At 60.2% G+C, this 25,358-nt stretch carries 25 protein-coding genes; all 25 read left to right on the top strand.

Going from position 1 to position 25,358, the window contains the following annotated elements; genetic code table 11:
- On the top strand, positions 1 to 1,272 hold the full coding sequence (gene motC, locus AC1DLT_RS05585) for a chemotaxis protein MotC (protein WP_477483714.1): 1,272 nt from the start codon (positions 1 to 3) through the stop codon (positions 1,270 to 1,272).
- A complete protein-coding gene (fliK, locus tag AC1DLT_RS05580; protein ID WP_477486128.1) occupies positions 1,269 to 2,735 on the top strand; it encodes a flagellar hook-length control protein FliK in 1,467 nt (488 codons plus the stop codon). The genes motC and fliK overlap by 4 nt, the downstream gene beginning before the upstream one ends.
- An 88-nt stretch (positions 2,736 to 2,823) precedes the next feature.
- A complete protein-coding gene (locus tag AC1DLT_RS05575; RefSeq protein WP_477486487.1) occupies positions 2,824 to 3,381 on the top strand; it encodes a transglycosylase SLT domain-containing protein in 558 nt (185 codons plus the stop codon).
- A 280-nt stretch (positions 3,382 to 3,661) separates the two neighbouring features.
- A complete protein-coding gene (gene rem / locus AC1DLT_RS05570; protein ID WP_037085198.1) occupies positions 3,662 to 4,333 on the top strand; it encodes a transcriptional activator Rem in 672 nt (223 codons plus the stop codon).
- 106 nt (positions 4,334 to 4,439) lie between these two features.
- Positions 4,440 to 5,762: a flagellar hook protein FlgE gene (locus AC1DLT_RS05565; protein ID WP_038539787.1), complete on the top strand. Its 1,323-nt coding sequence runs from the start codon at positions 4,440 to 4,442 to the stop codon at positions 5,760 to 5,762.
- 45 nt (positions 5,763 to 5,807) lie between these two features.
- Positions 5,808 to 7,277, top strand: a complete 1,470-nt coding sequence (flgK, locus tag AC1DLT_RS05560; RefSeq protein ID WP_477483716.1) for a flagellar hook-associated protein FlgK — start codon at positions 5,808 to 5,810, stop codon at positions 7,275 to 7,277.
- Positions 7,278 to 7,279: 2 nt separating this feature from the next.
- A complete protein-coding gene (locus AC1DLT_RS05555) occupies positions 7,280 to 8,383 on the top strand; it encodes a flagellar hook-associated family protein (protein WP_038539793.1) in 1,104 nt (367 codons plus the stop codon).
- A 35-nt stretch (positions 8,384 to 8,418) separates the two neighbouring features.
- Positions 8,419 to 8,766: a flagellar biosynthesis regulator FlaF gene (gene flaF / locus AC1DLT_RS05550; RefSeq protein WP_038539795.1), complete on the top strand. Its 348-nt coding sequence runs from the start codon at positions 8,419 to 8,421 to the stop codon at positions 8,764 to 8,766.
- On the top strand, positions 8,763 to 9,212 hold the full coding sequence (gene flbT, locus AC1DLT_RS05545; RefSeq protein ID WP_038539798.1) for a flagellar biosynthesis repressor FlbT: 450 nt from the start codon (positions 8,763 to 8,765) through the stop codon (positions 9,210 to 9,212). Before flaF ends, flbT begins: the two co-directional genes overlap by 4 nt.
- Positions 9,203 to 9,634 carry a flagellar hook assembly protein FlgD gene (gene flgD, locus AC1DLT_RS05540; protein WP_038539801.1) on the top strand — a complete coding sequence of 144 codons (432 nt, stop codon included), beginning with the start codon at positions 9,203 to 9,205 and terminating at the stop codon, positions 9,632 to 9,634. The genes flbT and flgD overlap by 10 nt, the downstream gene beginning before the upstream one ends.
- A gap of 55 nt (positions 9,635 to 9,689) precedes the next feature.
- A complete protein-coding gene (gene fliQ / locus AC1DLT_RS05535; protein ID WP_038539804.1) occupies positions 9,690 to 9,956 on the top strand; it encodes a flagellar biosynthesis protein FliQ in 267 nt (88 codons plus the stop codon).
- A 122-nt stretch (positions 9,957 to 10,078) separates the two neighbouring features.
- Positions 10,079 to 12,166 carry a flagellar biosynthesis protein FlhA gene (flhA, locus tag AC1DLT_RS05530; protein ID WP_038539807.1) on the top strand — a complete coding sequence of 696 codons (2,088 nt, stop codon included), beginning with the start codon at positions 10,079 to 10,081 and terminating at the stop codon, positions 12,164 to 12,166.
- A gap of 28 nt (positions 12,167 to 12,194) precedes the next feature.
- Positions 12,195 to 12,947 carry a flagellar biosynthetic protein FliR gene (gene fliR, locus AC1DLT_RS05525; RefSeq protein WP_038539809.1) on the top strand — a complete coding sequence of 251 codons (753 nt, stop codon included), beginning with the start codon at positions 12,195 to 12,197 and terminating at the stop codon, positions 12,945 to 12,947.
- Between the two features lie 9 nt (positions 12,948 to 12,956).
- Positions 12,957 to 13,358 carry a hypothetical protein gene (locus AC1DLT_RS05520; protein ID WP_038539812.1) on the top strand — a complete coding sequence of 134 codons (402 nt, stop codon included), beginning with the start codon at positions 12,957 to 12,959 and terminating at the stop codon, positions 13,356 to 13,358.
- 158 nt (positions 13,359 to 13,516) lie between these two features.
- Positions 13,517 to 14,068: a rod-binding protein gene (locus AC1DLT_RS05515; RefSeq protein ID WP_038548718.1), complete on the top strand. Its 552-nt coding sequence runs from the start codon at positions 13,517 to 13,519 to the stop codon at positions 14,066 to 14,068.
- Between the two features lie 25 nt (positions 14,069 to 14,093).
- Positions 14,094 to 14,459, top strand: coding sequence for a hypothetical protein (locus AC1DLT_RS05510; RefSeq protein WP_038539815.1), 366 nt, complete (start codon positions 14,094 to 14,096; stop codon positions 14,457 to 14,459).
- Entirely contained in the window at positions 14,459 to 15,004 is a 546-nt protein-coding gene (locus AC1DLT_RS05505) for a hypothetical protein (protein WP_038539817.1), read from the top strand. The genes AC1DLT_RS05510 and AC1DLT_RS05505 overlap by 1 nt, the downstream gene beginning before the upstream one ends.
- A gap of 270 nt (positions 15,005 to 15,274) precedes the next feature.
- The gene (locus AC1DLT_RS05500; RefSeq protein ID WP_477486127.1) at positions 15,275 to 16,228 is read left to right on the top strand and encodes an IS110 family RNA-guided transposase; all 954 of its coding nucleotides are present in this window, start codon (positions 15,275 to 15,277) and stop codon (positions 16,226 to 16,228) included.
- Between the two features lie 134 nt (positions 16,229 to 16,362).
- A complete protein-coding gene (locus AC1DLT_RS05495; protein ID WP_477486126.1) occupies positions 16,363 to 17,007 on the top strand; it encodes a hypothetical protein in 645 nt (214 codons plus the stop codon).
- A gap of 62 nt (positions 17,008 to 17,069) precedes the next feature.
- Complete coding sequence (locus tag AC1DLT_RS05490; protein ID WP_477486125.1) at positions 17,070 to 18,872, top strand: GumC domain-containing protein; 1,803 nt, start codon at positions 17,070 to 17,072, stop codon at positions 18,870 to 18,872.
- A gap of 118 nt (positions 18,873 to 18,990) precedes the next feature.
- Complete coding sequence (folD, locus tag AC1DLT_RS05485) at positions 18,991 to 19,890, top strand: bifunctional methylenetetrahydrofolate dehydrogenase/methenyltetrahydrofolate cyclohydrolase FolD (protein WP_477486124.1); 900 nt, start codon at positions 18,991 to 18,993, stop codon at positions 19,888 to 19,890.
- Between the two features lie 137 nt (positions 19,891 to 20,027).
- Positions 20,028 to 21,389, top strand: coding sequence for an ABC transporter substrate-binding protein (locus tag AC1DLT_RS05480; protein WP_477486123.1), 1,362 nt, complete (start codon positions 20,028 to 20,030; stop codon positions 21,387 to 21,389).
- A gap of 92 nt (positions 21,390 to 21,481) precedes the next feature.
- Positions 21,482 to 22,495: a carbohydrate ABC transporter permease gene (locus AC1DLT_RS05475; protein ID WP_038539827.1), complete on the top strand. Its 1,014-nt coding sequence runs from the start codon at positions 21,482 to 21,484 to the stop codon at positions 22,493 to 22,495.
- Between the two features lies 1 nt (position 22,496).
- Positions 22,497 to 23,657 carry a carbohydrate ABC transporter permease gene (locus AC1DLT_RS05470; protein WP_038539829.1) on the top strand — a complete coding sequence of 387 codons (1,161 nt, stop codon included), beginning with the start codon at positions 22,497 to 22,499 and terminating at the stop codon, positions 23,655 to 23,657.
- A 28-nt stretch (positions 23,658 to 23,685) separates the two neighbouring features.
- Entirely contained in the window at positions 23,686 to 25,341 is a 1,656-nt protein-coding gene (bglA, locus tag AC1DLT_RS05465; protein ID WP_477486122.1) for a beta-galactosidase BglA, read from the top strand.
- Positions 25,342 to 25,358: the final 17 nt, after the last annotated feature.

Raw genomic sequence — 25,358 nt, 5'->3', positions numbered from 1 at the left:
ATGGCTGTGGGCATAAAGTCCTTAGTTGCGGCTGGCCTCGTGCTCGGGGTTGCGCTCGCGCCTGCGGCATCGGCTCAGGATCGTGCGGACCTTGCGCCCTATGCGATGCTCAGGTCCCTGCAGTTCGTGCAGGATTCCGTTGTGCTCGGCGACCACTCGGCCGCCGAAATGCAACGCTTCATGCTGGAAACGATCGATCAGCGCCTGCGGACTGCCGACCCGTCGGTCTTCGAGGATCCGCGCAATGTCGACGCTGCGTTGGTCTATGCCATGAGCGGCGGCAATCCCGCGACGCTCGAATATCTCGCCTCGCGCGACGTTGCAGGCAATTTCGACAATCGCGTTGCCGATGGGCTGAGAAAGTATCTCGGCGGCCGCGGGACGCTGATCGAAAAAAGTCTGAGCGAAATGGCCAAGGAATATCGCGACGAGAAGATCGGCCCCTACCTTTCGCTCGTCAGCGGAAACGTGATGGTCGCCAAGGATCCGAAGGGCGCTTTGGTCTTTTATGACTGGGCGCGCTTGACCGCGCCGGGCACGATCATCGAGGAAGCCGCTTTGCGCCGATCGGTCGCGATCACCGTCGATGCCAACATGGTGGCCCAGGCGCTCTCCTATTCACGCAAATACGCGCGGCGTTTCATCCATTCGCCCTATGCCAGCCAATTCGCCGATTTCTTCGTGCAGCTGGTCGTCGGCCACTTCGGTGAGATCACGCAGGACGATATCGACGGAGCGGTGGAATTCATGGACGCCGACCGGCGGCGCGAGATTTTCCTGCGCATCGCTCGCTCGGCGGCAATCGCCGGCAAGAACGATCTTGCGCGCCTCGCCTCCGCAAAGGCCGAAACACTCGCCAAAAGTCCGACGCCCGAGGCGCTCGCGAAGCTTTACGGCGGATTTGCCAATATCCCTACCAAGGACATCGGGCAGGCCATCCAGGCGATAGCCGACGTTCCCGAGGAAACTCTTTCGCCGCGTGACCGCGCATTGAGGCAGGCGGCAAAAACAGTGGCAGAGCAGGTCGTTAGCCGGCCCGTCGCCGACAGCCTCGCACAAGATAAAGCTATCAAACTGACTAATACAGAAGACGCGAAATCTCCAGTCGCGTTGCCCAGGAATGAGATCGCTGGGCCTGCCTCCGCCACGGAACGTCCGATGGCCGGCACCGCTGCCAAATTCGATCCGGCCTTCCAGACATTCGTCGATAGCGGTCGTTCGAAATTGAGTGCTATCGACGCAATGCTGAAGGAGGAGAACGCTTCCAAATGATTACAGACATTCTTGGTGGTGGTAAGACTGGCGCGGCCGATGCGGCTTCGTCCACGAAGCAGGGTGTTGCCGGTCGCAAAGGCGCCGATGGTTCCTCTGGGTTCTCCGACGCTCTTTCCGGTTTTGACCGCGATGCATCTCCGAACAATAAGGACGTACCGGAGGAGGGCGCTCGCGCGTCTTCTGCGGAAGAGCGCATGGCCGGCGATGTGAAGCATGGCAAGCCAAAGCCGATCATCGACATCAAACCGGAATCACTCCGTCGCCCGATCGAGGAGACGGAAGAAAACGCAGGCGCTCTGAAGCAGGCCGCGGCGAACGAGCACAAGGAAAAGCAGGTGACCCCTGCCGAGAAAAAGCTTCGCGAGGCCCTGGAGGCCGCGAAAGCCGTCGCGCGGAAGTCGGACGAGGTTCAGGGCAAGCGCGCCGCCAGATCCGAAAAGGCTGCGGCGACGGAGACGGACGGCAGCGAAGATCTCGACCTCTCCATGCTGGTCGCAGACGATGCCAAGATCACCGACATGCTCTCGCTTTTGACGAGCGGCGAAACGAGCGTCGGCGAGATCAGCGCGATGATATCGAAGAATGCGCCCGGGCAGCAGCCGAACAAGCGGGCAAAAGGTCAGGACGGTAGCGGGCACGAAGGCGATGCTCTTGCCGTCAAGGATGCCAAGCACGCCGGCGTGCGGAGTGAGGCGGACGGTGATCCGCTTTCGACGCCGGTGGATACCGACACGAGCGCTCCCGGCACCCGTGTCTTCCGTTTCAGCAATGCACGTGGCGACCAGCATGTCGATATGACTGTCGGTGGTCGAGGCGAGCGCGGCGCCATGGAGCCCAGAGTGCCGTCGAACGGGGTCGCGGAAAACGTTACCGTGCTCGACGCGCGCCGGTTCCTCGGGCTCGCAGCGAATTCGAACGGCGCCAATCTCACGGCGATGTTGTCGGGTGACCCGGAATGGGCCGGCGCCATGAGCCCCAGTTCGGCTCTTTCGAATGCCGCTGCGCAAAGCAGCACCGGCACTGTCGTGAATACTCTGAAGCTGCAGATGAACCCGCACGATCTCGGCGCGGTGACGGCCATGCTGCGGCTTCACGGCGAGGAGCTGAATGTTCATCTCACCGTCGAGACGCGGGCGGCCTACAGGCAGCTCAGCGAGGACAGCGGCGGTATTCTCGATGCGCTGCGTGCGCAGGGCTTTGCCGTCGACCAGGTGACCATCAGCATCGCGCCGACGGCAGATTCCGACGGTACCAGCAGCCAGCAGGGGCAACCCGGCCAGACGGGCCAGCAGGCCATGGCCGAAGGTGGGCGCCAAGGCCAGGCTGCCGGTCGTGGCCAGCAGCAGAATGGGGAGCGCCAGGCCGCCGATCAGGGGACGAGGAATGCAAATGACGCGGCATCGGACAATGTGGCGGGGACCGCTCCTGGCGGCGCTCGTCCTGGTCAGCTCTACCTTTGACGTCGACGCCGGGTCGCTCTTCAGTTCTGGAGGTTGGGGAACGCAGCAGGGCGCAGCTGCGCCCGCCGCACCTCCGAGCCGAGCTGCCATCACGCGCCGCGCGCCCGTCAGAACGCCGGCTAGCAGCGCGCCGGCCACAAGTTCATCTGTCAATTCCGGCGTCTGCGAACGGGAAATACAGGCAGCCGCGGCAAAATACGGCGTACCGGAAGGTATTCTCTATTCTGTCGGTCTGACCGAAACCGGCCGCAAGGGCAGCCTCAGCGCCTATGCCATGAATGTCGAGGGAAAGGCCTTTTTTCCACCCTCGCAGCAGGCGGCGATGACGACCTTTTACGACGCCAAGCGGCAGGGCATGAAGCTCATCGACATCGGCTGCATGCAGATCAACCACTACTTCCACGGCGAAAATTTTTCGTCCCCGGAAGAGATGTTCGACCCGAAACGCAATGTTGAATACGCGGCAAAGTTCCTCCGGAACCTGCACGACAAACACGAAACTTGGACGATGGCGGTGGCGCGATACCACGCCGGACCGAATAACAATCCCGCTCAGAAGCAATATGTCTGCCGGGTGATCAGCAATCTCGTCGCCACAGGCTACGGAGAGTGGACCTCCAACGCTTCCCGGTTCTGCGCCAGCTAAGCAATCTGTAGTTGAATCGTTAAAATAAAGAATCGCAAAATTGCAGCGGTTTGCATTTATGGCAAAAATGGCCATGCAAGCCTTCTTTTACGATGCGTTAATTTTTCCACCGGAAACTTGTGTTCAAAATCGGTACACCCACTACATCTAGTGCAAATCGCGGTGCAGTTATTAATCAACTATTAATTTGTTTGGTTAACTTCACACAGCTTGTCTCGGATTCCGCCGATTCGTACCCATAGACATATTGAAGCACCACAAGTGATTCGGAGGCGGACGAATGATCGTAGTGGTTGATGAGCGTGAGCTCGTGAAAGACGGATACACATCTCTTTTTGGACGCGAAGGAATTCCGTCCCAGGGGTTCGATCCAAAAGAATTCGGCGAATGGGTGAGCACGGCGGCTGATTCGGACATCGCCGCGGTCGAAGCCTTCCTGATCGGTCAGGGCGAGCGGACGCTCGAACTGCCGCGGGCTATCCGGGACCGGTCCATGGCACCGGTGATCGCAGTCAGCGATCAGCCCTCCCTGGAGGCGACCCTTGCCTTCTTCGACAGCGGCGTGGACGACGTGGTGCGCAAGCCCATCCATCCCCGCGAGATCCTGGCGCGTGCCGCGGCGATCCGTCGTCGGCTGAAGGCAATCTCGAATTTCACCGATATCGGTTCGATCCGGGTATTCTCCGACGGTCGTGATCCGGAAATCGACGGCGACGTCTTCGCGTTGCCGCGCCGCGAGCGCCGCATCCTCGAATACCTGGTCTCCAACCGCGGTCGTCGCGTTTCCAAGACCCAGATCTTCAACGCCATCTACGGCATCTTCGACGAGGAAGTCGAAGAGAACGTCGTCGAAAGCCACATCAGCAAGCTGCGCAAGAAGCTGCGCAAGAAGCTCGGCTTCGACCCGGTCGATTCCAAGCGTTTCCTTGGTTATTGCATCGACTGGAACTGATTTTCCAAAAGGGCCTTGCCGCATATTTTCGGCGGGAACCGTAAGCAGACAGCTTCACGCAAGGCCCGCCACTTACTCTCTCCATCAGACAAAAAGGAGATTTCCTATGAGTATTTTCGGCACGATGAAAACGGCCGTCTCGGGCATGAACGCTCAGGCAAACCGTCTCGGTACTGTTGGCGATAACATCGCGAATTCGAGCACCGTCGGTTACAAGCGTTCTTCCACGGCGTTCTCCACGCTGGTCCTGCCCTCGACCCAGGGTTCGTATTCTTCCGGCGGTGTCGAAACCAACGTTCGCTACAGCATCGCAGACCAGGGTGGCATCCAGTACACCACCTCCTCGACCGATCTTGCCATCCAGGGCGAAGGCTTCTTCATCGTCAGCGATCCGAACGGTACTCCTTACCTGACCCGCGCCGGTGCCTTCGTGAAGGATGCGACGGGCTTCCTCAAGAACACTGCCGGCTTCAACCTGATGGGTTATCCCTACGGCTCGAACCCGCCGGCAGCCGTCGTCAACGGCTTCAACGGTCTCGAAGAAATCAACATCAACGACTTCGGGATGGTCTCTTCGCCGTCCAGCACGGGCAGCTTCCCTGCCAACCTGGACAAGGGAGCGGCCGTTGTGCCTGCCGGCACTCGTCCGAGCGACAACGTCGCAGGCAGTGTCATCACCAACAAGAGCTCGCTGACGGCCTACGACCATGCCGGTAGCAAAGTGCTCTACGACTTCTACTACACCAAGACCGGTACCGGTCCCGATACATGGGAAGTGTCGGTCTATCGCCAGGATCAGTCGACCAACGGCGGTTTCCCCTACGTGGCGGTTCCGGCTGCAAACCTCGTCAAGCAGACGGCAAATCTCGTGTTCGACCCGAACACGAACAAGCTGCAGACGGCCGCTTATTCCGCTGGTCCTCCGCCGACAGGTTCCGACAAGTCCATCACCTTCGTCGACCCGACCGACGGCGCAACTCCCTCGCAGGCGATCAAGATCGACCTTTCGGAAATGACGCAGTTCGCAGCCGCCTTCACGCCGGGCAAGGGTATCATTGATGGCAACGCGCCGAGCCCGATCACCGATGTCGAAATCGGCGGCGACGGTCTGGTCACGGCGGTCTACCAGGATGGCGGCCGTCGCCCTATCTACCAGGTCGCGCTTGCAACGGTTCCGAGCATCGACAAGCTGCTTCCGCAGAACGGCAACGTCTTCCTGCCGACCAATGACTCGGGCGTCGTCACCATCGGCTTCCCGCAGTCCGGCGCCTTCGGCCAGGTCTATTCCGGCGCGCTTGAAAGCTCCAACGTCGATATCGCCAGCGAGCTCACTGAAATGATCGAATCGCAGCGCGTCTACACCGCGAATTCAAAGGTCTTCCAGACCGGTTCGGACCTGATGGACGTCCTGATCAATCTGAAGAGATAATCGGACCGACGATCGAGAGAATAAGTCTCAAGAGGTTAGTAAAAAATGTCGCTCGCATCAGCATTGTCTACGGCACAATCGATCTTCACCAACTCCGGCACCCAGTCGGCGGTATCGGCGAAGAACATCGCTAATGCACAAAACCCCGATTACAGCCGCCGATCCGCGATGGTCGTGACCGGCGGCAACGGGGCCATGATCGGCGACATTACACGGTCCCAGAACGAGCCGCTCCTGCGCCAGACGATCGCAAGCTCGTCGATCGCAAGCGGCCAGCGGACGGTGCTGGACGGCCTCCAGGAGATCAAGAACCTGATGGGGGGGAACGACAACGAGCTCTCCCCCGCCAAGCTGATCGCGGCCTTCCGCAACAACCTCGATGCCTTCGCCGGAAAGGCGAACGATACCGGCATCGGCATCTCCTTCATTTCGAGCGCGCGGGACGTAGCGGCCGGCCTCAATATCGCTTCCGACAAGCTTCAGCAGATCCGCAAGGACGCGGACGATCAGATCAAGCAGAATGTCATCGATCTGAACGCGCTGCTTGCGAAGTTCGAGACCGTCAACAACCAGGTCAAGAACGCGGTCTCCAGCGGCGCCGACCCGAACGACTCTCTCGACGAGCGCGATGGCCTCGTCAAGAAGATCTCGGAAATCGTCGGCGTCACGTCTTATACGCGCGGCGGCAACGACATGGTACTCTACACCACGGACGGCACGACGCTGTTCGAGGCGGTACCGCGCAAGGTGACATTCCAGCAGACAGCCGCTTTCGATGCATCGACCTCCGGTAACGGTGTTTATATCGACGGCGTGGCGCTCAAGCCCGGAGATTCGGGCAACACCACCGCCAAGGGCTCCATTCAGGCCCATATGCAGATCCGCGACAAGATCGCACCGACCTTCCAGAGCCAGCTCGACGAAATCGCCCGTGGTCTGATCACCTCGTTTGCAGAAACCGGGCCGACCGGCGCCTTGACGCCGATGACGGGTCTCTTCACATACAAAGATGGCGCCGGCGTCCAGCAGACGGCCATTCCCGCTGCCGGCACGATCGTTCCGGGCCTCGCCTCCAAGATCTTCGTCAATCCGGTGGTCGTTCCGCCGGCCGGCACGCCGGACAAGGTGCGCGACGGCGGCATCAACGGCGCGACCTACATCGTCAACACGGGCGGCAGCAGCTATGGGGACCTCCTCGACAAGTACAACCAAAACCTGACCAGCCCGATGGCCTTCGATACGGACACGGAAATCGCCGATGCGCCGGACGTGCTGTCTTTCGCGGCCGATTCCATGGGCTGGCTCGAGCAGCTTCGCAGCACGGCGACCGCCGCAGACGAGACGAAGACGGCCATGCTGTCGCGCAGTCTTGAAGCATTTTCCAGCAATACGGGCGTCAGCCTCGACGAAGAACTGTCGCTGCTTCTCGATATCGAGCAGTCCTACAAGGCGGGAGCCAAGCTCATGTCGACGGTCGACGATATGATGAAAGCCCTCTTGGATATTGCGAGCTGATCATGAAGACCTCTTTCATTTCCACATTGTCGATCCAGACCACGATGCGAAACTCCATCTCGAACGTTCAACGCGAGATGGTGAAGGCGAACCAGGAGGCGGTGAGCCAGAAACACGCCGATCTCGGCGTCGCCCTCGGAGCCAATACGTCGCGCGCTCTCGATCTTTCCCGCGACATCAGCCGCACCGACTCGCTTCTGACAACCGCAGCACTCGCGACACAGCGTCTCCAAACCGCTGAGCTTTCGCTCAAGAGCATGAACGAACAGGGCTTGAAGATTCAGAGCGCGATCCTGACGCTTGGAAGCTCGGCCGACGAAACAAGCCTGGCGACGGCGCGCATGGCGATGTCCGACGCGCTCGATGCATTCACGAACTTTGCCAATACCGCGGTCCAGGGCGAGTATATCTTCTCCGGCATCAATTCCGACGTGAAGCCGATGGAGGATTATTTCGCACCCGGATCGCCGGCCAAGGCCGCCGTCGCCGCCGAGCTCACGCAATATCTTTCCGCTAATGCGATTCCGAGCAAGGAGCAGATGACGAAGGCCCAGATGGACGGCTTTCTGGATAATCTGCAAGCCAAGTTCGACGGCTCCGCGCCGCTGACAAGCCCGCCCCATCCGGCGGCCGTCGCCGGCCAGGACTTCTGGAAAACCTTCTTCTCCGATGCCAGCGACGAAAACATGAAGAGCCGCATCAGCCCGACCGAGGTGGTCGAAAGCTCGACCAACGCCAACAGTCAGGGCATGCGCAATTTCGCTTTCGCGTCGATCATCTCGATGGAATACCTGCAGACCGGGATGGACAAGGATGCCCGGGCCGCGGTCGCCACTCGCACCACAAGCCTCATCAACAAGGCGATGAACAGCGACGGCAGCATCAATCAGCAGCGGACGTCGATCGGTATCTATACCGAACGCGTCTCCAAGGCTGAGGAAAGGTTGCAGGCGCAGAAAGATATTCTGACGACCAGTCTCGGATCGATGGAGAACGTCGATCCGGAGGAGGCCGCGACCCGTCTCAATACGATGAAGACGCTTCTCGAAACCGCATATACAGTAACGGCAAAGATACAGCAGCTGAGCCTGGCCAACTTCCTTTGATGAATAAAGGAAGGCTCGTGACGAAGGATACATGAATGTACCAATTTTCATATGCCGAGATCATGGAGGACGGCGTTGCCAACGCCAAGGATCGCGAGCGGCAGGCCCTGGATCGCTCTATCGAGCTTCTGATCGCCGCGCGCGATGAGAAAGCCTATACGCGCACCACGGTTGAGGCGTTGTTCTATACCCGGCGTGTCTGGATCCGTTTCGTCGAGGATCTGAAACATCCGGACAACGAGTTAGCCAACGAACTTCGAGCGGATCTGATCTCGATCGCAATCTGGATACTGAAGGAATGCGAGAAGATCCGAAACCGTGAATCGACCAACTTCCAGGGCATTATTGAAGTGACCACCATCATCAGGGATGGACTTAAATGAAAAGTACGCTTCGCATCTCTTTGAAATCCGGCGAGCGGATATTCATCAACGGCGCGGTTCTGCGCGTTGATCGCAAGGTCGCGCTGGAATTTCTCAACGACGTCACGTTCCTGCTGGAGAACCACGTTCTTCAGCCGGAAGATGCGACAACGCCGCTTCGGCAGCTCTATTTCATCGCCCAGATGATGCTCATCAATCCGGATGGCAAGGAACAGTCGAACGCGCTGTTCCGCAAGTCGGTCGCCATGCTGCTGACCTGCTTTACCGATGATGAGATGCTGGCCGAACTGAAGCGCATCGACGGTATGGTTGCATCGGGTCGCGCCTTCGACGCTCTGAAGGCGATCCGCGCGCTCTACTCCATCGAAGACCGTATCCTCAACAATCGGGAAATCGCGCCGGCGACAGTCGAGCGGATTCGCAAGGAGATCGCACCGTGGCGGTAGACTCGATCAATACCAAGAACCCCTACGCCGCCGGCGACGGCAAGGCGGCATCGTCCGACAAGTCGGCCGCAGGCCTGAACTACGACAACTTCCTGAAGCTGCTTATCGCGCAGATGAAGTATCAGGATCCGACCGATCCGATGGATGCGAGCCAGCAGATTTCCCAGCTCGCAACCTTCTCGCAAGTCGAGCAGTCGGTGAAGATGAACTCGAACCTGCAGTCGCTGATCCAGGCGTCCTCGTTCTCGCAGGCTGCCGACATGATCGGCAAGACGATCACCAGCGCCGACGACAAGACCACCGGTGTCATCAAACAGGTGGAAATCTATTCCGACGGTCTGGTGGCGATCACCGAGAAGGGTGATAAGGTTCTCATCCAGCCGGGGATCGTTCTTTCGAATCAGCCTGCAGCGAGTAGCTGAGATCGGGAATACCTCGGCATGACGCCGAAACTTTAAAGCAGACGGAGCCGGCGCAATGAATGAGGCCGATGCCCTTGATATCATGCAGGCGGCGATCTGGACGATCCTGATCGCCTCCGGTCCCGCGGTCCTTGTGGCGATGGTCGTGGGTGTCGTTATTGCATTTCTCCAGGCTCTGACGCAGATCCAGGAAATGACGCTGACGTTCGTGCCGAAAATCGTCGCCATCATGATCACGATCGGCATTACTGCGCCTTTTATCGGCGGCCAGATCAATCTTTTTGCTCATCTGGTATTTTCGCGGGTGCAATCGGGGTTCTGACCCGGTTGTGGCCCGCCTGATCTTTTTCGCTTACCCACCTTCGCGCAAGCTTCGCCCTTTAGGCAGGACATGAACTGGCAGGAGTACTTCTTGCCGCCATCTCATGAAGAGACGGGAAAGTCATGGCGCAACCACCTTCACTATCCATTCCGAAAGTAGCCCCGAGCGGTCGCGATCTCGGATTTGCGGGCGGCATCGTCGCCATCCTCTGTATCCTCTTCCTGCCGATCCCGCCGTTTCTGATCGACCTTGGCCTTGCCTTCTCGATCGCGTTCTCGGTGTTGATCCTGATGGTGGCGCTGTGGATCCAGAGGCCGCTGGACTTCTCGTCCTTCCCGACCATCCTGCTGATTGCCACCATGATACGGTTGTCGCTCAACATCGCGACGACGCGCGTGATCCTGTCGCACGGCAACGAGGGCCATGGCGCGGCCGGCAACGTGATCCAGGGCTTCGCGGGCCTCGTCATGTCCGGCGACTTCGTGATCGGTGTGATCGTCTTCATGATCCTCGTCACGGTGAACTTCATCGTCATCACCAAGGGTGCCACCCGTATCGCGGAAGTCGGCGCCCGCTTCACTCTCGATGCCATCCCCGGCAAACAGATGTCGATCGATGCGGACCTTTCGGCCGGCATCATCGACGAGAAGGAAGCGCAACGCCGCCGCTCCGAGCTCGAAGAAGAAAGCTCCTTCTTTGGGGCCATGGATGGTGCATCGAAATTCGTGCGCGGCGACGCGATCGCCGGTCTCATCATCACCGCCATCAACATCTTCGGCGGCATCATCATCGGTTACTTCCGCCACGGCATGCAGATCGGCGAAGCCGCCGATGTCTTCGTGAAGCTGTCCGTCGGTGACGGTATCGTCACGCAGATCCCGGCTCTCATCGTTTCGCTCGCCGCCGGCCTCCTAGTCACCCGCGGCGGCACCGCCGGCTCCACCGACAAGGCCGTCATCGACCAGCTGAGCGGCTATCCGCGCGCTCTTTCGATGTCGGCTGGTCTGATGGCTCTTCTGGCGATCATCCCTGGACTGCCGTTCCTGCCCTTTATGACACTCGGCGGCCTGATGGGTTTCGGCGCCTGGCTCGTTCCGCGCCGTATCGAGGCGGAGAACAAGGCGCGTCGCGAAGACGAAGAGCAGAAGGTCGTTCAGACCAAGGAAGCGGAGAAGGACTCGGTCAAATCGGTCCTCAAGACCTCCGAAATCGAGCTCGCTCTCGGCAAGCAGGTCTCCACCCGGTTGCTTGGTGCCCACCAGGAACTTGCCTTCCGTGTCGGCAAGATGCGCAAAAAGTTCGCGACGCAATACGGTTTCGTGGTCCCGGAAATCAAGGTTACCGACGACATCTCGATCCAGGAAAAGTCCTACCAGATCCGCATCCACGGCACGACGATCGCTTCGAACGCTCTGCGGGTCGGCGACGTCCTCGTGGTGACCGGATCCGGCCGCAAGCCGAGCATCCCGGGCGACGAGATCCGCGAACCCGCCTTCGGCATGCCGGCGGTGTCGATCCTCGAAACCTTCGCCGAAGACTTGAAGCGTGAAGGCTTCCACCCGATCGACAACGTCTCCGTCGTGCTGACCCACCTGTCGGAAGTCATCCGCAACAACCTTCCGCAGCTTCTGTCCTATAAGGACGTCAAGATCCTGATCGAGCGTCTCGATCCGGAGTACAAGAAGCTCGCCGACGAGATCTGCTCGTCGCATATGTCCTATTCCGGCCTGCAGGCGGTGCTGAAGCTTCTGCTTGCCGAGCGCGTGTCGATCCGCAACCTGCATCTCATCCTGGAAGCGGTAGCCGAGCTTGCTCCGCATGTCCGCAAGACGGAGCAGATCGTCGAACATGTGCGCGTGCGCATGTCGCAGCAGCTCTGTGGCGACCTGGCCGACAACGGCGTGCTGCGTGTGCTCCGTCTCGGCAACAAATGGGACATGCTGTTCCACCAGGCGCTGAAGCGGGACGGCAAGGGCGAAGTGGTCGAATTCGACATCGATCCGCGCACGCTCGAAGAATTCAGCGAACAGGCGACCAAGGTCATCCGTGAATTCATGGACCGCGGCCTGCCTTTCGTGCTCGTCACCTCGCCGGAAACGCGCTCCTACGTCCGCATGATCATCGAGCGGCTGTTCGCGACCCTGCCCGTTCTTTCCCATGTAGAACTCGCCAAGGGTCTCGAAATCAAAATACTCGGCGCCATTTCGTGATAGGCTGTCCGCAAAGGACGATTCTCGCATGATTACCGACCCGCAGGGGACCATTCTCGCACTTTTCCTTGCGTTCTGCCGTATGGGGACGTGCGTGATGGTTCTCCCGGGGCTGGGAAGCGGTCGCGTTCCGGTGCAGGTGCGGTTGTTTGTGGCCGTCGCCCTGTCGATGGCCGTGCTGCCGGTTCTCTGGGATCAGATCTACCCGAAAGCGTCGGAACCGACGGCCACCTATCTTGGCCTGATCTTCACCGAAGCCGCGATCGGCACCGTTTATGGATTGATCGCCCGGCTTTATACACTCGGCATGCAGTTTGCCGGCACGGTCCTGACCCTCTCGATCGGTTTCACGGCGCCTGGCGGCCACGACGTTTTCGAAGACTCGCAGGAAAACTCGCTGACTATCCTGCTGACGCTGAGCGGGCTGCTGCTCCTGTTCATGATGGATTTCCATCACATCGTGTTCCGCGCGCTGGTCGATTCTTACACGGCAACGCCGGTCGGTGCGGTGATCGATCCGCAGAAGATACTGATCACCCTGACGGATACCCTGAGAGCGTCGACCGTCATCATGCTGCGGCTTGCAAGCCCATTCCTGATCTTTGGCCTGATGTTCAACGTGGCGATCGGCCTCATCAACAAGATGGCGCCGCAGATCCCGATCTTCTTCATCTCGACGCCCTTCATATTGATGGGGGGGCTTTTCCTTCTCTATCTGTCGATCGCCGCCTTCATTCGCCAGTATGCGGATGGTTTCGCGCCGATCTTCAGGTCCTTCTAGGAGGCGCCAATGGCAGGCCCAGTCAAGCGGTCGGACAAGCTCAAGCGTCTCGTTGCGGTCCAGCGGCATCTCGAGACGATGGCCGAACACGAGCTTGCGGCCACCACCCGCTATCGCGCGGAGGTCAATCAGTCGATGGAGGAAGTCATAGATGCGATCGGCTCGATGAACCCGGTCCATCGACAGTTCTCGCAGCATTATTCCGAGCGGTTCGGTCGCCTGACGACGAAGGAACGCCAGCTTGCCGGCGTTCAGCAGATCCAGGAAATGAAGGTTCTCAAGGAGCGCACCAAGGCAGACCGCCTGGAAGAGAACATGAAGGACGCCCGTGATCATGAAGATCGCGAAGCCGCGGACGACTCGATCTATGAGCTCATCGATATCACGCTTGCCCTCGATCGGGTCAAATAGACTGGCCAGCCTCCAGCAAGCTTCGAACGTCATAGTCTCGTCATTGCACTGATTGCCGGCTCGAATCGAGATCGGCGGGATCACGTGCCATTTCAAACTGTTGCTGCGCTCGGGCACCTTTAGGGATGCGGTCCGCAGCAGTCATGAAGGGAGCTGACGTGGCGATTTCACCTCCGAGCGATCTGGTCATGGACGTCGTCCGCGCTGCGGACCCGACTGCCGTTCAGGAAGCGCAGGCCAAGCTGAAGGCGAATAAGGCGGCCTTTGCCGCGACTAGCCTTGCCGAAGTTGGCAAGGGTTTTGGTGCAGCCATGAAATTCATCGACACACCCGGCACGGCGGCGGGTCTCGGCAATCCGGAGGCGCCGAACAAGGTTGCCGAAATGCCGGAGGAATATCGCAAGTTCGAAGCCTCGGTGCTTTCGACCTTCGTGAATTCCATGCTCCCGAAGGAGACCGAGGACGTTTACGGCAAGGGCTCTGCCGGGGAATTCTGGAAGAGCATGATGGCTGAGAAGATTGCCGACGAGATGTCGAAAAAGGGCGGCGTCGGTATTGCCGAGCAGATGTATTCGCAGGCGGTCGCCCGTGCGGAACGTCAGGCCACGGTCAATCCGACCACCAATGAAACTGATCGTAGCCGCGCAATAAGCATGATCACCGATTTCGAGCGGCAGGTTCTCGGCGTCGGCAAGAAGAGTGAGGCCTGATATGCATCAGACTGGGGCAGAAAATATGGAAGTCGTTTCGAATGATTATCGCATCAAGACCGTGCTTGGCCGGTTGGAGCTGATAATCGACAACGAAAATCAGCGGATCGGCCGCGATCCGGAATTCGACCTGAAAGTGTCGAACGCGCACAAAAGCCGCTGCCTCTACGAATTGACCATGCTGTTCCGCGGCACCGACCCGAAGCAGCTCGCCACCGGCCATATCGATCAGATGCACGGATTGAAGAGCAAGCTGGCCCTCAATGCCCGCCGGGTCGAGGCGCATCTCCACGCCGTCCGCGCCGTCGCGGATCTTCTGAAGAACGCTGCCCGTGACGCGGACGACGACGGTACCTACACCCAAGAACAGTTCACCTACGGCGAGGCCTGATGGTCAAGCTCCTTCTCACCGGTCTATGGGTCTGCATCGTCACGCTTGCGGCGGTGTATTTCTCCGTGCAGATGTCCGCAGCGCCGGCGCCGGTCGATGAAGCGGCCAGGCGCAAGGAGCTTCAGACGCTGGTGCGCGGGGAATCCATCACCATTCCGATGATCGCGGACGGCGCGATCACCGGTTATTTCCTGGGCCGCGTCTCGTTCATGATGGACAAGGAAAAGATCAAGAACACCAAGCTTCCGATCACCGAACTGACGACCGACGAGCTTTTCACGCTGCTGATCGGCAACCAGATGGTCGATCTCAGCAAGCCCGGCGCTTTCAATATCGAGAAGTTCCGCACGGCCATCAAGGATGACTTCAACAAGAAGCTCGGCGACGGGCTGGTGGCAGAGGTCCTGGTCGAGCAGCTCGACTATCTCTCGAAGGAAGACATCCGCAACAATGCCTCGCGCGGCAACAAGAACCCGAACCCGGGCAAGAAGATTGTCGAGGGTGTGAAGATCGACGATCCGAAAGCCGCGCCCGCGGGTCACTGACGTGCACCGAGGCATCGCGGCGGCGGTCACGATAGAGCATAACGGCCGGCCGCGATGGTCGGCCTTATACATTGAGAGGCCGGAACATTGTTATGATGTTCCGGCCTCGTTTGTCATTGGGGTGATGCAACACCGCAATGGCGGCGCAAAGCGGTTGGGCTTGCGGCCCTGAACTTTCGTTCGCAAAAAAGCAGAACCCTTTGCGTCTATCGAGGCTTCGTCGAACCGTTGAGAGAGCTCCGCGCTCGCGTATAAGGGAGACATGGCCTCATGACTTATACTAGCCGTTTTGTCGGCATCCACATATCGAAATCGTCTTTCGACATCTGCATCCTGCCCGATGGCCAATCGGCGACCTTCGACAACACGGCTGTCGGAATTACCGAATTCATGACCTTTGTCGCGTCATTGGAGGAGGTCGAGCGATTTCTTGTCGAGCCGACCGGCGGCTATGAGCGCCGCGTCGTCGATGCGCTGCTGGTCGCGCGGATGCCGGTGGCACGGGTGAATGCCAGACAGATCCGGCAGTTCGCCGGCGCCTGCGGCCAGCTCTCCAAGACCGACAGGATCGACGCCTTCATCCTGGCCGATTATGGCCGGCGCATGCAGACGAGGCTCCTGTCTCCCGCTTCCACCGCCCAGACGGTTCTGGCCGATCTGGTGGCGCGCTACAGGCAGTTGTCGCACATGATCGTGCAGGAGAAGAACCGCCGGGAAAAGCAGAGCCGCCAGGCCGACGGCCGAATGCGCGCATGGATCGAGGAGACGCTGGCGTTCCTGCTCGACCAGCGCCAGGCGGTCGTCGACGAGATGGTGGCCTGCCTCGGATCGGATGCCGAACTGGCAAACAAGGCTGATGTCCTGATGTCGCTCAAGGGCATCGGTCTGCGCACCGCCTGCTTTCTCTTGGCCGGACTTCCGGAACTGGGCCTCATGGGCAAGGGGCAGATCGCCAAACTGGTCGGCGTTGCGCCACTCAACCGCGACAGCGGCCTGATGCGCGGCAAGCGCATGATCGCCGGCGGACGAAAACCGGTACGGGATGCCCTCTACATCGCCGCCCTACCGGCCATCCGCTTCGATCCGCACATGAAGGCGTTCTATGCCAAGCTCAGAGCCAGCGGAAAACCCGGAAAAGTCGCACTCGTTGCCGTCATGCGCAAAATGATCATCATCCTAAACGCAAGAATGCGAGACTATCGAGCAACGGCGATTGAAACTTAACACCGTTGCTTTTTGTTGTGAAGCCCCGAAAATACGGGCATCGCTTGCATTTTACCGATCGATTTAAAGGCGATTTCAGAGCGCGCTGTTAGACCTTGGGGGAGAATTGGTCTTGCCCCATGGGGAGCGCATTGATGAACGCATCCGGAGACTTCCTGGCATCCGCGTCACCCCGGACCCTGTTCGGTTTGCGTGTCTGCGATCTCGGATGGAACGCCACGCTCGGCCTCGTGGAAAGCCTGATCGCCTTGCGCGGCAACCGCTCCACCCTCGGCTTCCTGGATGAACGGACGACTCTCCGCCAGATGGTCGATCCCGCCTACCGCAGTCAGCTGGGCCGCAGGGTGCTTCTGCCGGGCGGCGGCCGTGCTTTCAGCCTCCTCACCAAGGCGCGGCATGAGAAGCCCGCACCGGTGCGTTTTTCGGCCACGACCTTCGTGCCGGCCCTGCTGAGCTTCATGGAAAAGAGCCACTGCATCGGCATAGCCGGCGAGGATACGGGACGTGTCGAAGCGCTTCGCGAGCATTTCGCCCGCCATGCGCCCTGGCATGACGTGGCGGTGGTCGCGCTGGACCCGGAGATCTCGCAGCGCTTCGACCTCGTCCTCGTCGATGCGGCAAGCCTTGCTCAGGAACGGCGTATCGAACGCCGGCTCGCTTTGGTCCGCACCGGATTGGTGGTCATGACCGGGGCAGGACTGTCCACCTTCATCGAAGGCAAACCTGTGCGTGTGGTGCCAAAGGCGGATGTTCCTTCGCCGCAACCGTCTTTCGCCTGACAAGTTAACCCTTTCTTTGCCATGAAATTTTAGACTGCCTTAATCAGAGGGCTGCCTGCGGGATGTCGGCAGCACCAGATCAGCGCGGTCATCCCATGTATCAGTCGGCGAAAATCGAAGACGACCGAAACCCCAAACCGGCAGCATCGCTCGCCGGCGCCGGTTCCGTGTCGACCGGATTACGATCCGCCGTCCTCAAGGTCGGCGCCCTCACGCTGGTTGGCGCCTTCTTGCCGCTGCTGTTCATTGATACGTTTCCGCATAAATTCAACGTTGAAACCAGGCTGAAGATCGAAACGGCGAGCGAGGCGGCGGTCAATACAGCTGCCGCCTCATTGCGCTCGAAGGCCAGCCTCGACAATGTCATCCGTGCCCTGAACCTTGGCCGCGACAGTGAATTCTCTGCCGACCGTCCGAGTGTCGTCAGGATCGTGTCCGATATCGTATCCGGCGAGACGATGACGGTATCGGAGGCTGAAAACAGGTTACGCGCGCGACTTTCCCAGGCGATTGCCACGAGCTACGACCGCCGCACCGGCCGGCTTGTGATTTCCGTTACGGCGGAAGAGCCGGGCGAGGCGGCGCGCATCGCGAACATGCTCGGCAACACTTTCCACGACGAGATCGCCTTCTCCGGCACAGCGTCGTCCGCGCCGGTGGCGGAGAAGCTGCGCCAGACGCTCGAGCATGCAGAAGCAGCCCTTGCCGGTTTCGTCGCCGAGACGGATGCGCAGAAGCTTGCCGAACTGCGCCGGACCGAGGACAACGGGCAGCAGCTTGTCGCAGAGATAAACGAGGCGACGGCTCAGCTGGGCGACCTGAGACAAAAGGCGGCACAGGCCTCCGCCATGAAGCTCTCGGACGTGCTGAACAAGCCTCTGCCGGACAGTCTCGAATATACCGGCCTCGATTATCAGCGACAGCGGCATGTCGAGGCAAAGCTTGCCGTCGACCAGCTTTCGAGTGATCTCGGCCCGCGCCACCCGCGGCTTGCCGCGGCTCAGGCAGCTCTGGCGGATGTCAAAAACGACATTCAGGACGCGCTGAAACAGCTTGGCGCCTCGCTTCGCCAGCAGGAGGCGGCAGCCGCCAGACATTTGGCCGATCTAAAGGCGAAGCAGGTAAAGAAGCCTGACGACAAGGAAATTACCGAATCCGCGGCGCGGCTGACGGCGCTCGAGGCTGCGGTCGACGAGGCGCGGCGGAATTATCTCGACGCGCTTCACGGCACCGAGACGAAGGCATCAACGGCCAAGGTGACCGTGCTGGTTCCGGCTGAGGCAGCAGCGGCGGCAGCCCTTGGCCCCTCATTGGCCGAGGTTTCGGGCATCGGTGCGCTGATCGGTTTCTCCCTCGGCATCGGGCTCGCCTTCATGACCCGGGGCAGGAGCTTCTCCACGCCTTCGGCAATCTCGACGGAGGAACTGGATCTCACCGACGAGCCCGCGCTGATGATCGATCGGCACCTGCTGGCGGAGCATCTGGACGAGCAGGACTTTTTTTCCGAGGAAGACGACCCGGCCAACGATCAGCCTGGCTACGATTGGCCAGCTTATGAGCCGCAGCGGCCCTGGCGCCCGCGCCATCCGGCGCCGGCCAATGACAGCCCGCTTGCTGATCATATCCGCGGGATGCTGATGGCCAATCGTCGCCCCGCAGCGGAGGCTGAGCTTCCGCCGCTGGTTGCGGCCGTCATGGCCGGCCGTCTTGCCGATGCCCCATCCTATGGCGCAGCCCATCGTCCGGTTCCCTCGCCGGAGGAGGTCCGCAAGGCCGAAGAACTTCGCGAGCTTCGCCGCGACATGGCGGAATTGCGCGAACGAGTGCAGGTCTATTCTGCGCGCCGGAATACCTCCCGGGGATAAGACCTGCGACATCGAATCCGCTTGCATTTGCTGTCTGCGACCAGCATAGGGCGTTGGCGGGCAAATTCAGAACATGCTCCATGTATACATTGGTGGCGGTTTCAAGCGGGAGGTACGCATGGCTGTGGTGATCGATGGTAAAGAAGCGGCGGCATCCGTTATCGATGCCGTGACCCAGGCGTCGGGCTCTCTCGAACACGAAACCGGCCTCAAGCCAGGCCTCGCAGTCGTCATCGTCGGCGACGATCCGGCAAGCCATGCCTATGTCAATTCCAAGAGCAAGATGGCCAAGCAGTGTGGGTTCAACTCGATCCAGCACAGCCTGCCTGAAGACACCACCCAGGAGACGCTGGAACAGCTGGTGGCCGAGCTCAACGCCGATCCGGCCATCAACGGCATCCTCGTCCAGCTGCCGCTGCCGAAACATCTGAACGCAGAGCCTGTCATCCTGTCGATCTCGCCGGGAAAGGACGTCGATGGCCTGCACGTCGTCAACGCCGGCAAGATCGCCACAGGCGACCTGGAGACCGGCTTGATCTCCTGCACCCCTGCCGGTGCGATGCTGCTGGTCAACCGTATACATGGCCGTGACCTGTCGGGCCTCAACGCCGTCGTCATCGGTCGTTCCAACCTGTTCGGCAAGCCGATGGGCCTGCTGCTCTTGGCAGCCAACGCGACCGTTACCATGGCGCATTCGAAAACGAAGGATCTCGCAGGCGTCTGCCGCAATGCCGATATCCTGGTCGCCGCCGTCGGCCGCCCGCAGATGGTCAAGGCCGACTGGGTGAAGCCCGGGGCAACCGTCATTGATGTCGGCATCAACCGCGTTGCCGCCCCCGACAAGGGCGAGGGCAAGTCCCGGCTGGTTGGCGACGTGGCCTATGCGGAAGCCGCTGAGATCGCCGGCGCCATCACTCCGGTCCCCGGCGGCGTCGGCCCGATGACCATCGCCATGCTGATGGCCAACACCGTCATCGCGGCCTATCGCGCGGCCGGCAAAACCGCACCCAGATTCTGATCCTGCGGGGACAGATTTTTTCATTTGTTCCACGCCGCCTGCGCAGGGGTTGACTCCTCCGCGAGAGCGTTAAATCTCTCCCATGTTGTAAACTCCCGGCAAGGTAGCAAAAGTCGGGACAACGGGAGGATTATTTCATGAAGGCATCATTTTGGATCGGCACGGCGCTGGCAGCGCTCGTGGCCGGCGGCGCAGTCGCCCAGGAGCTGAAATTCGCGCCCGGCCAGGATTCGAAATTTAACTGGAAGAGCTATGAGGATTTCAAGGCTGCCCACGCCAATCTCAAAGGGCAGAACCTGACGCTCTTTGGTCCCTGGCGCGGCGAGGACGAGGTGCTGTTCAACAGCGTTCTGGCCTATTTCAATGCCGCGACCGGCATCAACGGCCGCTATTCCTCCTCGGAAAATTACGAACAGCAGATCGTCATCGACACTCAGGCCGGTTCTCCGCCGAACATCGCCATCATTCCGCAGCCCGGCCTTCTGGCCGATCTCGCAGCCAAGGGGTTCCTGACCTCGCTCGGCCAGGAGAACTCCGACTGGGTCAAGACCAACTACGGCTCTGGCGGGGACTGGATCCGTTATGGCACCTATAAGGGCAAGGACGGCAAGGAGGCCTATTTCGGCTTCCCCTTTAAGGCCGATTTCAAATCAATGGTCTGGTATGTGCCCGAAAACTTCGAGGAAGCGGGTTACGAAGTTCCGAAGACCATGGAGGACCTGATCAAGCTCAGCGACCAGATCGTCAAGGACGGCGGGGTACCGTGGTGCATCGGTCTCGGCTCCGGCGGCGCGACGGGCTGGCCGGCGACCGACTGGGTCGAGGACATGATGCTGCGGACCCAGAAGCCGGAAGTCTACGACAAGTGGGTGAGCAACGAAGTCAAGTTCAATGATCCGGCCGTTGTTGGCGCGATCGATGAATTCGGCAAGTTCGCCAAGAATCCCAAATATGTCAGCGGCGGCGTCGCGGCCGTTTCCTCCACCGACTTCCGCGACAGCCCGAAGGGCCTCTTCGGCATTCCGCCGAAATGCTACCTGCATCACCAGGCATCCTTCGTTCCGTCCTTCTTCCCGCCGGATACCAAGCTCGGCACCGATGCCGACTTCTTCTACCTGCCGACCTACGCTTCGAAGCCGGAGCTCGGAACGCCGGTCCTCGGCGCCGGCACGATGTTTGCCATCACCAAGGATTCGCCTGCCGCCAAGGCGTTCATCGAATTCCTGAAGACGCCGATCGCCCACGAGGTCTGGATGGCGCAGTCATCTTTCCTGACGCCGTTCAAGGGGGCCAATCCGAATGCCTATGCCAATGATGTCCTGAAGAAGCAGGGCGAACTTCTGACCACCGCCACGACCTTCCGCTTCGACGCCTCCGACCTGATGCCCGGCAAGATCGGCGCCGGCGCGTTCTGGACCGGCATGGTCGACTATGTCGGCGGCAAGGACGCAAAGACTGTCGCGACCGACATCCAGAAGGCTTGGGACGGTCTGAAATAAGCCTCCCCCAGTAGGCTCTCAAATACGACCGCGCCGGATGCCGGCGCGGTACAATAAAAAGCTACGCATAAAACGGTGAAAAGGGGAGAGCCATGATATCGCAGATCGTTTCAGCCGTCGGCGTCGTGATCGCCGGCGTTTTCGTCTGTGCCTTATATTACTGGCTCTCCGATAAGATCCTGCAGATCGTCTTTCCCGTGCCGGTGGACAATGTCCGCGCCGCTTCCGTCAACCTCAACCGCCGCGCCATGGTGCGTCCCTGGTTGTTTCTCGGCCCGGCGCTGCTCCTGCTGGTCGTTTATCTCGTTTATCCGGTCGTCGCGACCTTCTTCCTTTCCTTCTACGACCGGTCGGGCGGCAATTTCGTCGGCCTTGCGAACTATCGCTGGGCCATCCAGGATGCGCAGTTCCGCCAGTCCATCTTCAACAACATCCTCTGGCTGGCCGTGGTGCCCGCAGCATGTACCTTCTTCGGCCTCGTCATCGCCGTGCTGACCGACCGCATCTGGTGGGGCAATCTCGCCAAAAGCCTGATCTTCATGCCGATGGCGATTTCCTTCGTCGGCGCTTCGGTCATCTGGAAGTTCATTTACGAATATCGTGGTGGTAGCGAAACGCAGATTGGCCTGCTTAACGCCATCGTGCAGGCCATTGGCGGCTCTCCGCAGGTGTGGATCTCGCTTCCCTTCTGGAACAACTTTTTCCTGATGGCGATCCTCATCTGGATCCAGACGGGCTTTGCCATGGTCATCCTCTCGGCCGCGCTTCGTGGCATCCCCGAGGAGACGATCGAGGCGGCAGTGATCGACGGCGCCAATGGCTGGCAGATCTTCTGGAAGATCATGGTGCCGCAGATCTGGGGCACGATCGCCGTCGTCTGGACCACCATCACCATCCTCGTTCTGAAGGTCTTCGACATCGTGCTGACCATGACCAACGGCCAGTGGAACACCATGGTTCTGGCGAACCTGATGTTCGACTGGATGTTCCGCGGCGGGGGCGACAGTGGCAGAAGTGCGGTCATCGCGCTGGTCATCATGGCCGCTGTCACCCCGATCATGATCTGGAACATCCGCCAGGCGAACAAGGAAATGGGAGGCCATTGAGATGAGCGCAGTTGTAAGCCTTCGCCGTATCGGTCTTCCACGCCTCATCGTCCACGCCTCCGTCCTCGTCATCTGCTTCATCTGGCTGATCCCGACGCTCGGCATCCTCGTCACCTCCTTTCGCGAGGCGGGCCAAATCACCGCGTCGGGCTGGTGGACGGCCTTCACCGGTGCCGCCGAGACGAGCGCTGCACGCCTCGGCGAACCTTCGACAGCCAAGCAGAATGGCGCGACTTATGTTATTTCGGGTTCGGTCTTCGAAGGCGGGAAGGGGGGCAGCGTGCGCGCCTTCGGCACCCGCGTCGCCGCTCCAACGGAGTTTGCAGCAGGAAAGCCGGCCGATATCGGCGACGGCGAGACGCTGACCATCAATGAAGACGGCAGTTATACCTATTCCAAGAATGCGCCGTTCGAGAGCGGGCGTGGCAAACGCGTCTACCTCTCCGTCGCGACGCCGCCATCCTTCACCACCGAAAATTACCGCACGGTGCTGACCTCTCAAGGGATCGGCCAGTCCTTCGTCAACTCGCTGACGGTCGCGGTTCCCGCAACGATCATTCCCATCCTGATCGCAGCCTTTGCGGCCTACGCTCTGTCCTGGATGGAATTTCCCGGGCGCGCCCTCATCATCGCCCTGGTGGTCGGGCTGATCGTCGTGCCCCTGCAGATGTCGCTCATTCCGCTTCTGAAGATGTACAACGAGATCGGCAATTTCTTCGGCGTGCCGTCTCGCAGTTATGCGGGCATCTGGCTTGCGCACTCCGCCTTCGGCATGCCGCTCGCGATCTATCTTTTGCGCAACTACATCTCCGGTCTGCCGCGGGAAATCATCGAATCCGCCCGCGTCGACGGCGCCAGCGATTTCGAAATCTTCGTCAAGATCATCCTGCCGCTGTCATTTCCGGCGCTCGCATCCTTCTCGATCTTCCAGTTCCTGTGGACCTGGAACGACCTCCTCGTCGCCATGGTCTTCCTCGGAACCGGTAAGGATCAGTTGGTCCTCACCGGCGCTCTGAACGCACTTCTGGGCTCAATGGGTGGAAAGTGGGAAATCCTGACGGCTTCGGCCTTCATAACAATCGTCGTGCCGATTATCGTCTTTTTCGCCCTTCAGAGATATCTCGTCCGCGGACTGCTTGCCGGCTCCGTCAAGGGCGGCTGATCAACATCGAACGACAACAGGATATTGAATGAGCGTTTCAGCCGAAGCCCCCGCAGCACCGGACAAGGACTGGTGGCGTGGGGCCGTTATTTATCAGATTTACCCGCGCTCCTATCAGGACTCGAACGGCGACGGCATCGGCGATCTGAAGGGCATCACCGCCCGTCTGCCACATGTGGCAGCACTTGGCGCAGATGCCATCTGGATCTCGCCCTTCTTTCCGTCGCCGATGCGGGATTTCGGCTATGACGTCTCGAACTATACGGATGTCGATCCGATGTTCGGCTCGCTGTCGGATTTCGACGGTCTGATTTCCGAAGCGCACCGGCTCGGCATCAAGGTGATGATCGATCTCGTGATGTCGCACAGCTCCGACCAGCACCACTGGTTCATCGAGAGCCGGTCGAGCCGCGTCAACCCCAAGTCGGACTGGTATGTCTGGGCCGACGCCAAACCGGATGGCACGCCACCCAACAACTGGCTATCGATCTTCGGCGGGTCGGCCTGGCATTGGGACCCGACGCGCATGCAATATTACATGCACAACTTCCTGACCTCGCAGCCGGATCTCAATCTGCACAATGCCGAAGTCCAGGATGCGCTGCTCGACATGACCCGCTTCTGGCTGAAGCGCGGCGTAGACGGGTTCCGGCTCGACACGATCAACTTCTATTTCCACGACAAGGACCTGCGCGATAACCCGGCGCTCGATCCCTCGCGCCGTAACGCCTCCACCGCGCCGGCCGTGAACCCCTATAATTTCCAGGAGCATCTCTACGACAAGAACCGCCCGGAGAACCTGGAATTCCTGCGGCGTTTCCGCGCCGTGCTCGACGAGTTTCCGGCGATCGCCGCCGTCGGCGAGGTCGGTGACAGCCAACGGGGCCTGGAGATCGTCGGCGAGTATACGTCCGGCAACGACAAGATGCAGATGTGCTACGCGTTCGAATTCCTGGCGCCCGATCCGCTGACGCCGGCGCGTGTCTCCGAGGTGCAAAAGGCATTCTCTATCGCTGCACCGGATGGCTGGGCCTGCTGGGCCTTTTCCAACCACGATGTGGTCCGCCATGTCAGCAGATGGGGCCATGACGTTCTCGATCGCGACAGTTACGCAAAGATGGCGTCTGCCATCCTGATGTCTCAGCGCGGCTCGGTCTGCATCTATCAGGGCGAGGAACTGGGATTGACCGAGGCCGACATTGCCTATGCCGATCTTCAGGACCCCTACGGCATCCAGTTCTGGCCGGAGTTCAAGGGCCGCGACGGTTGCCGTACGCCGATGGTCTGGGACAGCCAGGCACTGCAGGCTGGCTTCTCCACGGCGGAGAAAACCTGGCTGCCTATCCCGGTCGAGCATCAGCTTCGGGCCGTCGGCGCTCAGTACGGCGATCCAGCATCTGTTCTGGAACAGTACCGACGGTTCCTCGCCTTCCGCAAGCAGCGCCCGGCTTTTGCCAAGGGCGAGATCGAATTCCTGGCCGAGGACGGCGCCGTTCTCGGCTACAAGCGCCAATACGGCAACGAGACGGTGCTCTGCCTGTTCAACATGAGCGCGGCGGAAACGGCAACCGAGCTGCCGGCCGGCGATTGGGAAGTGCTGACCGGCCACGGCTTCGAAAGCCGGCTTGAAGGCAGGCGTGTCGAATTACCGGCTTGGGGGGCGTTCTTCGCCCATCACGCGTAACGAGAACAAAGGGGAGG

It is taken from the genome of Neorhizobium sp. 05N33, from assembly GCF_056397445.1.
The sequence above is the reverse complement of the archived record's forward strand: the minus strand, read 5'-3'. Positions and strand labels throughout refer to the sequence as shown.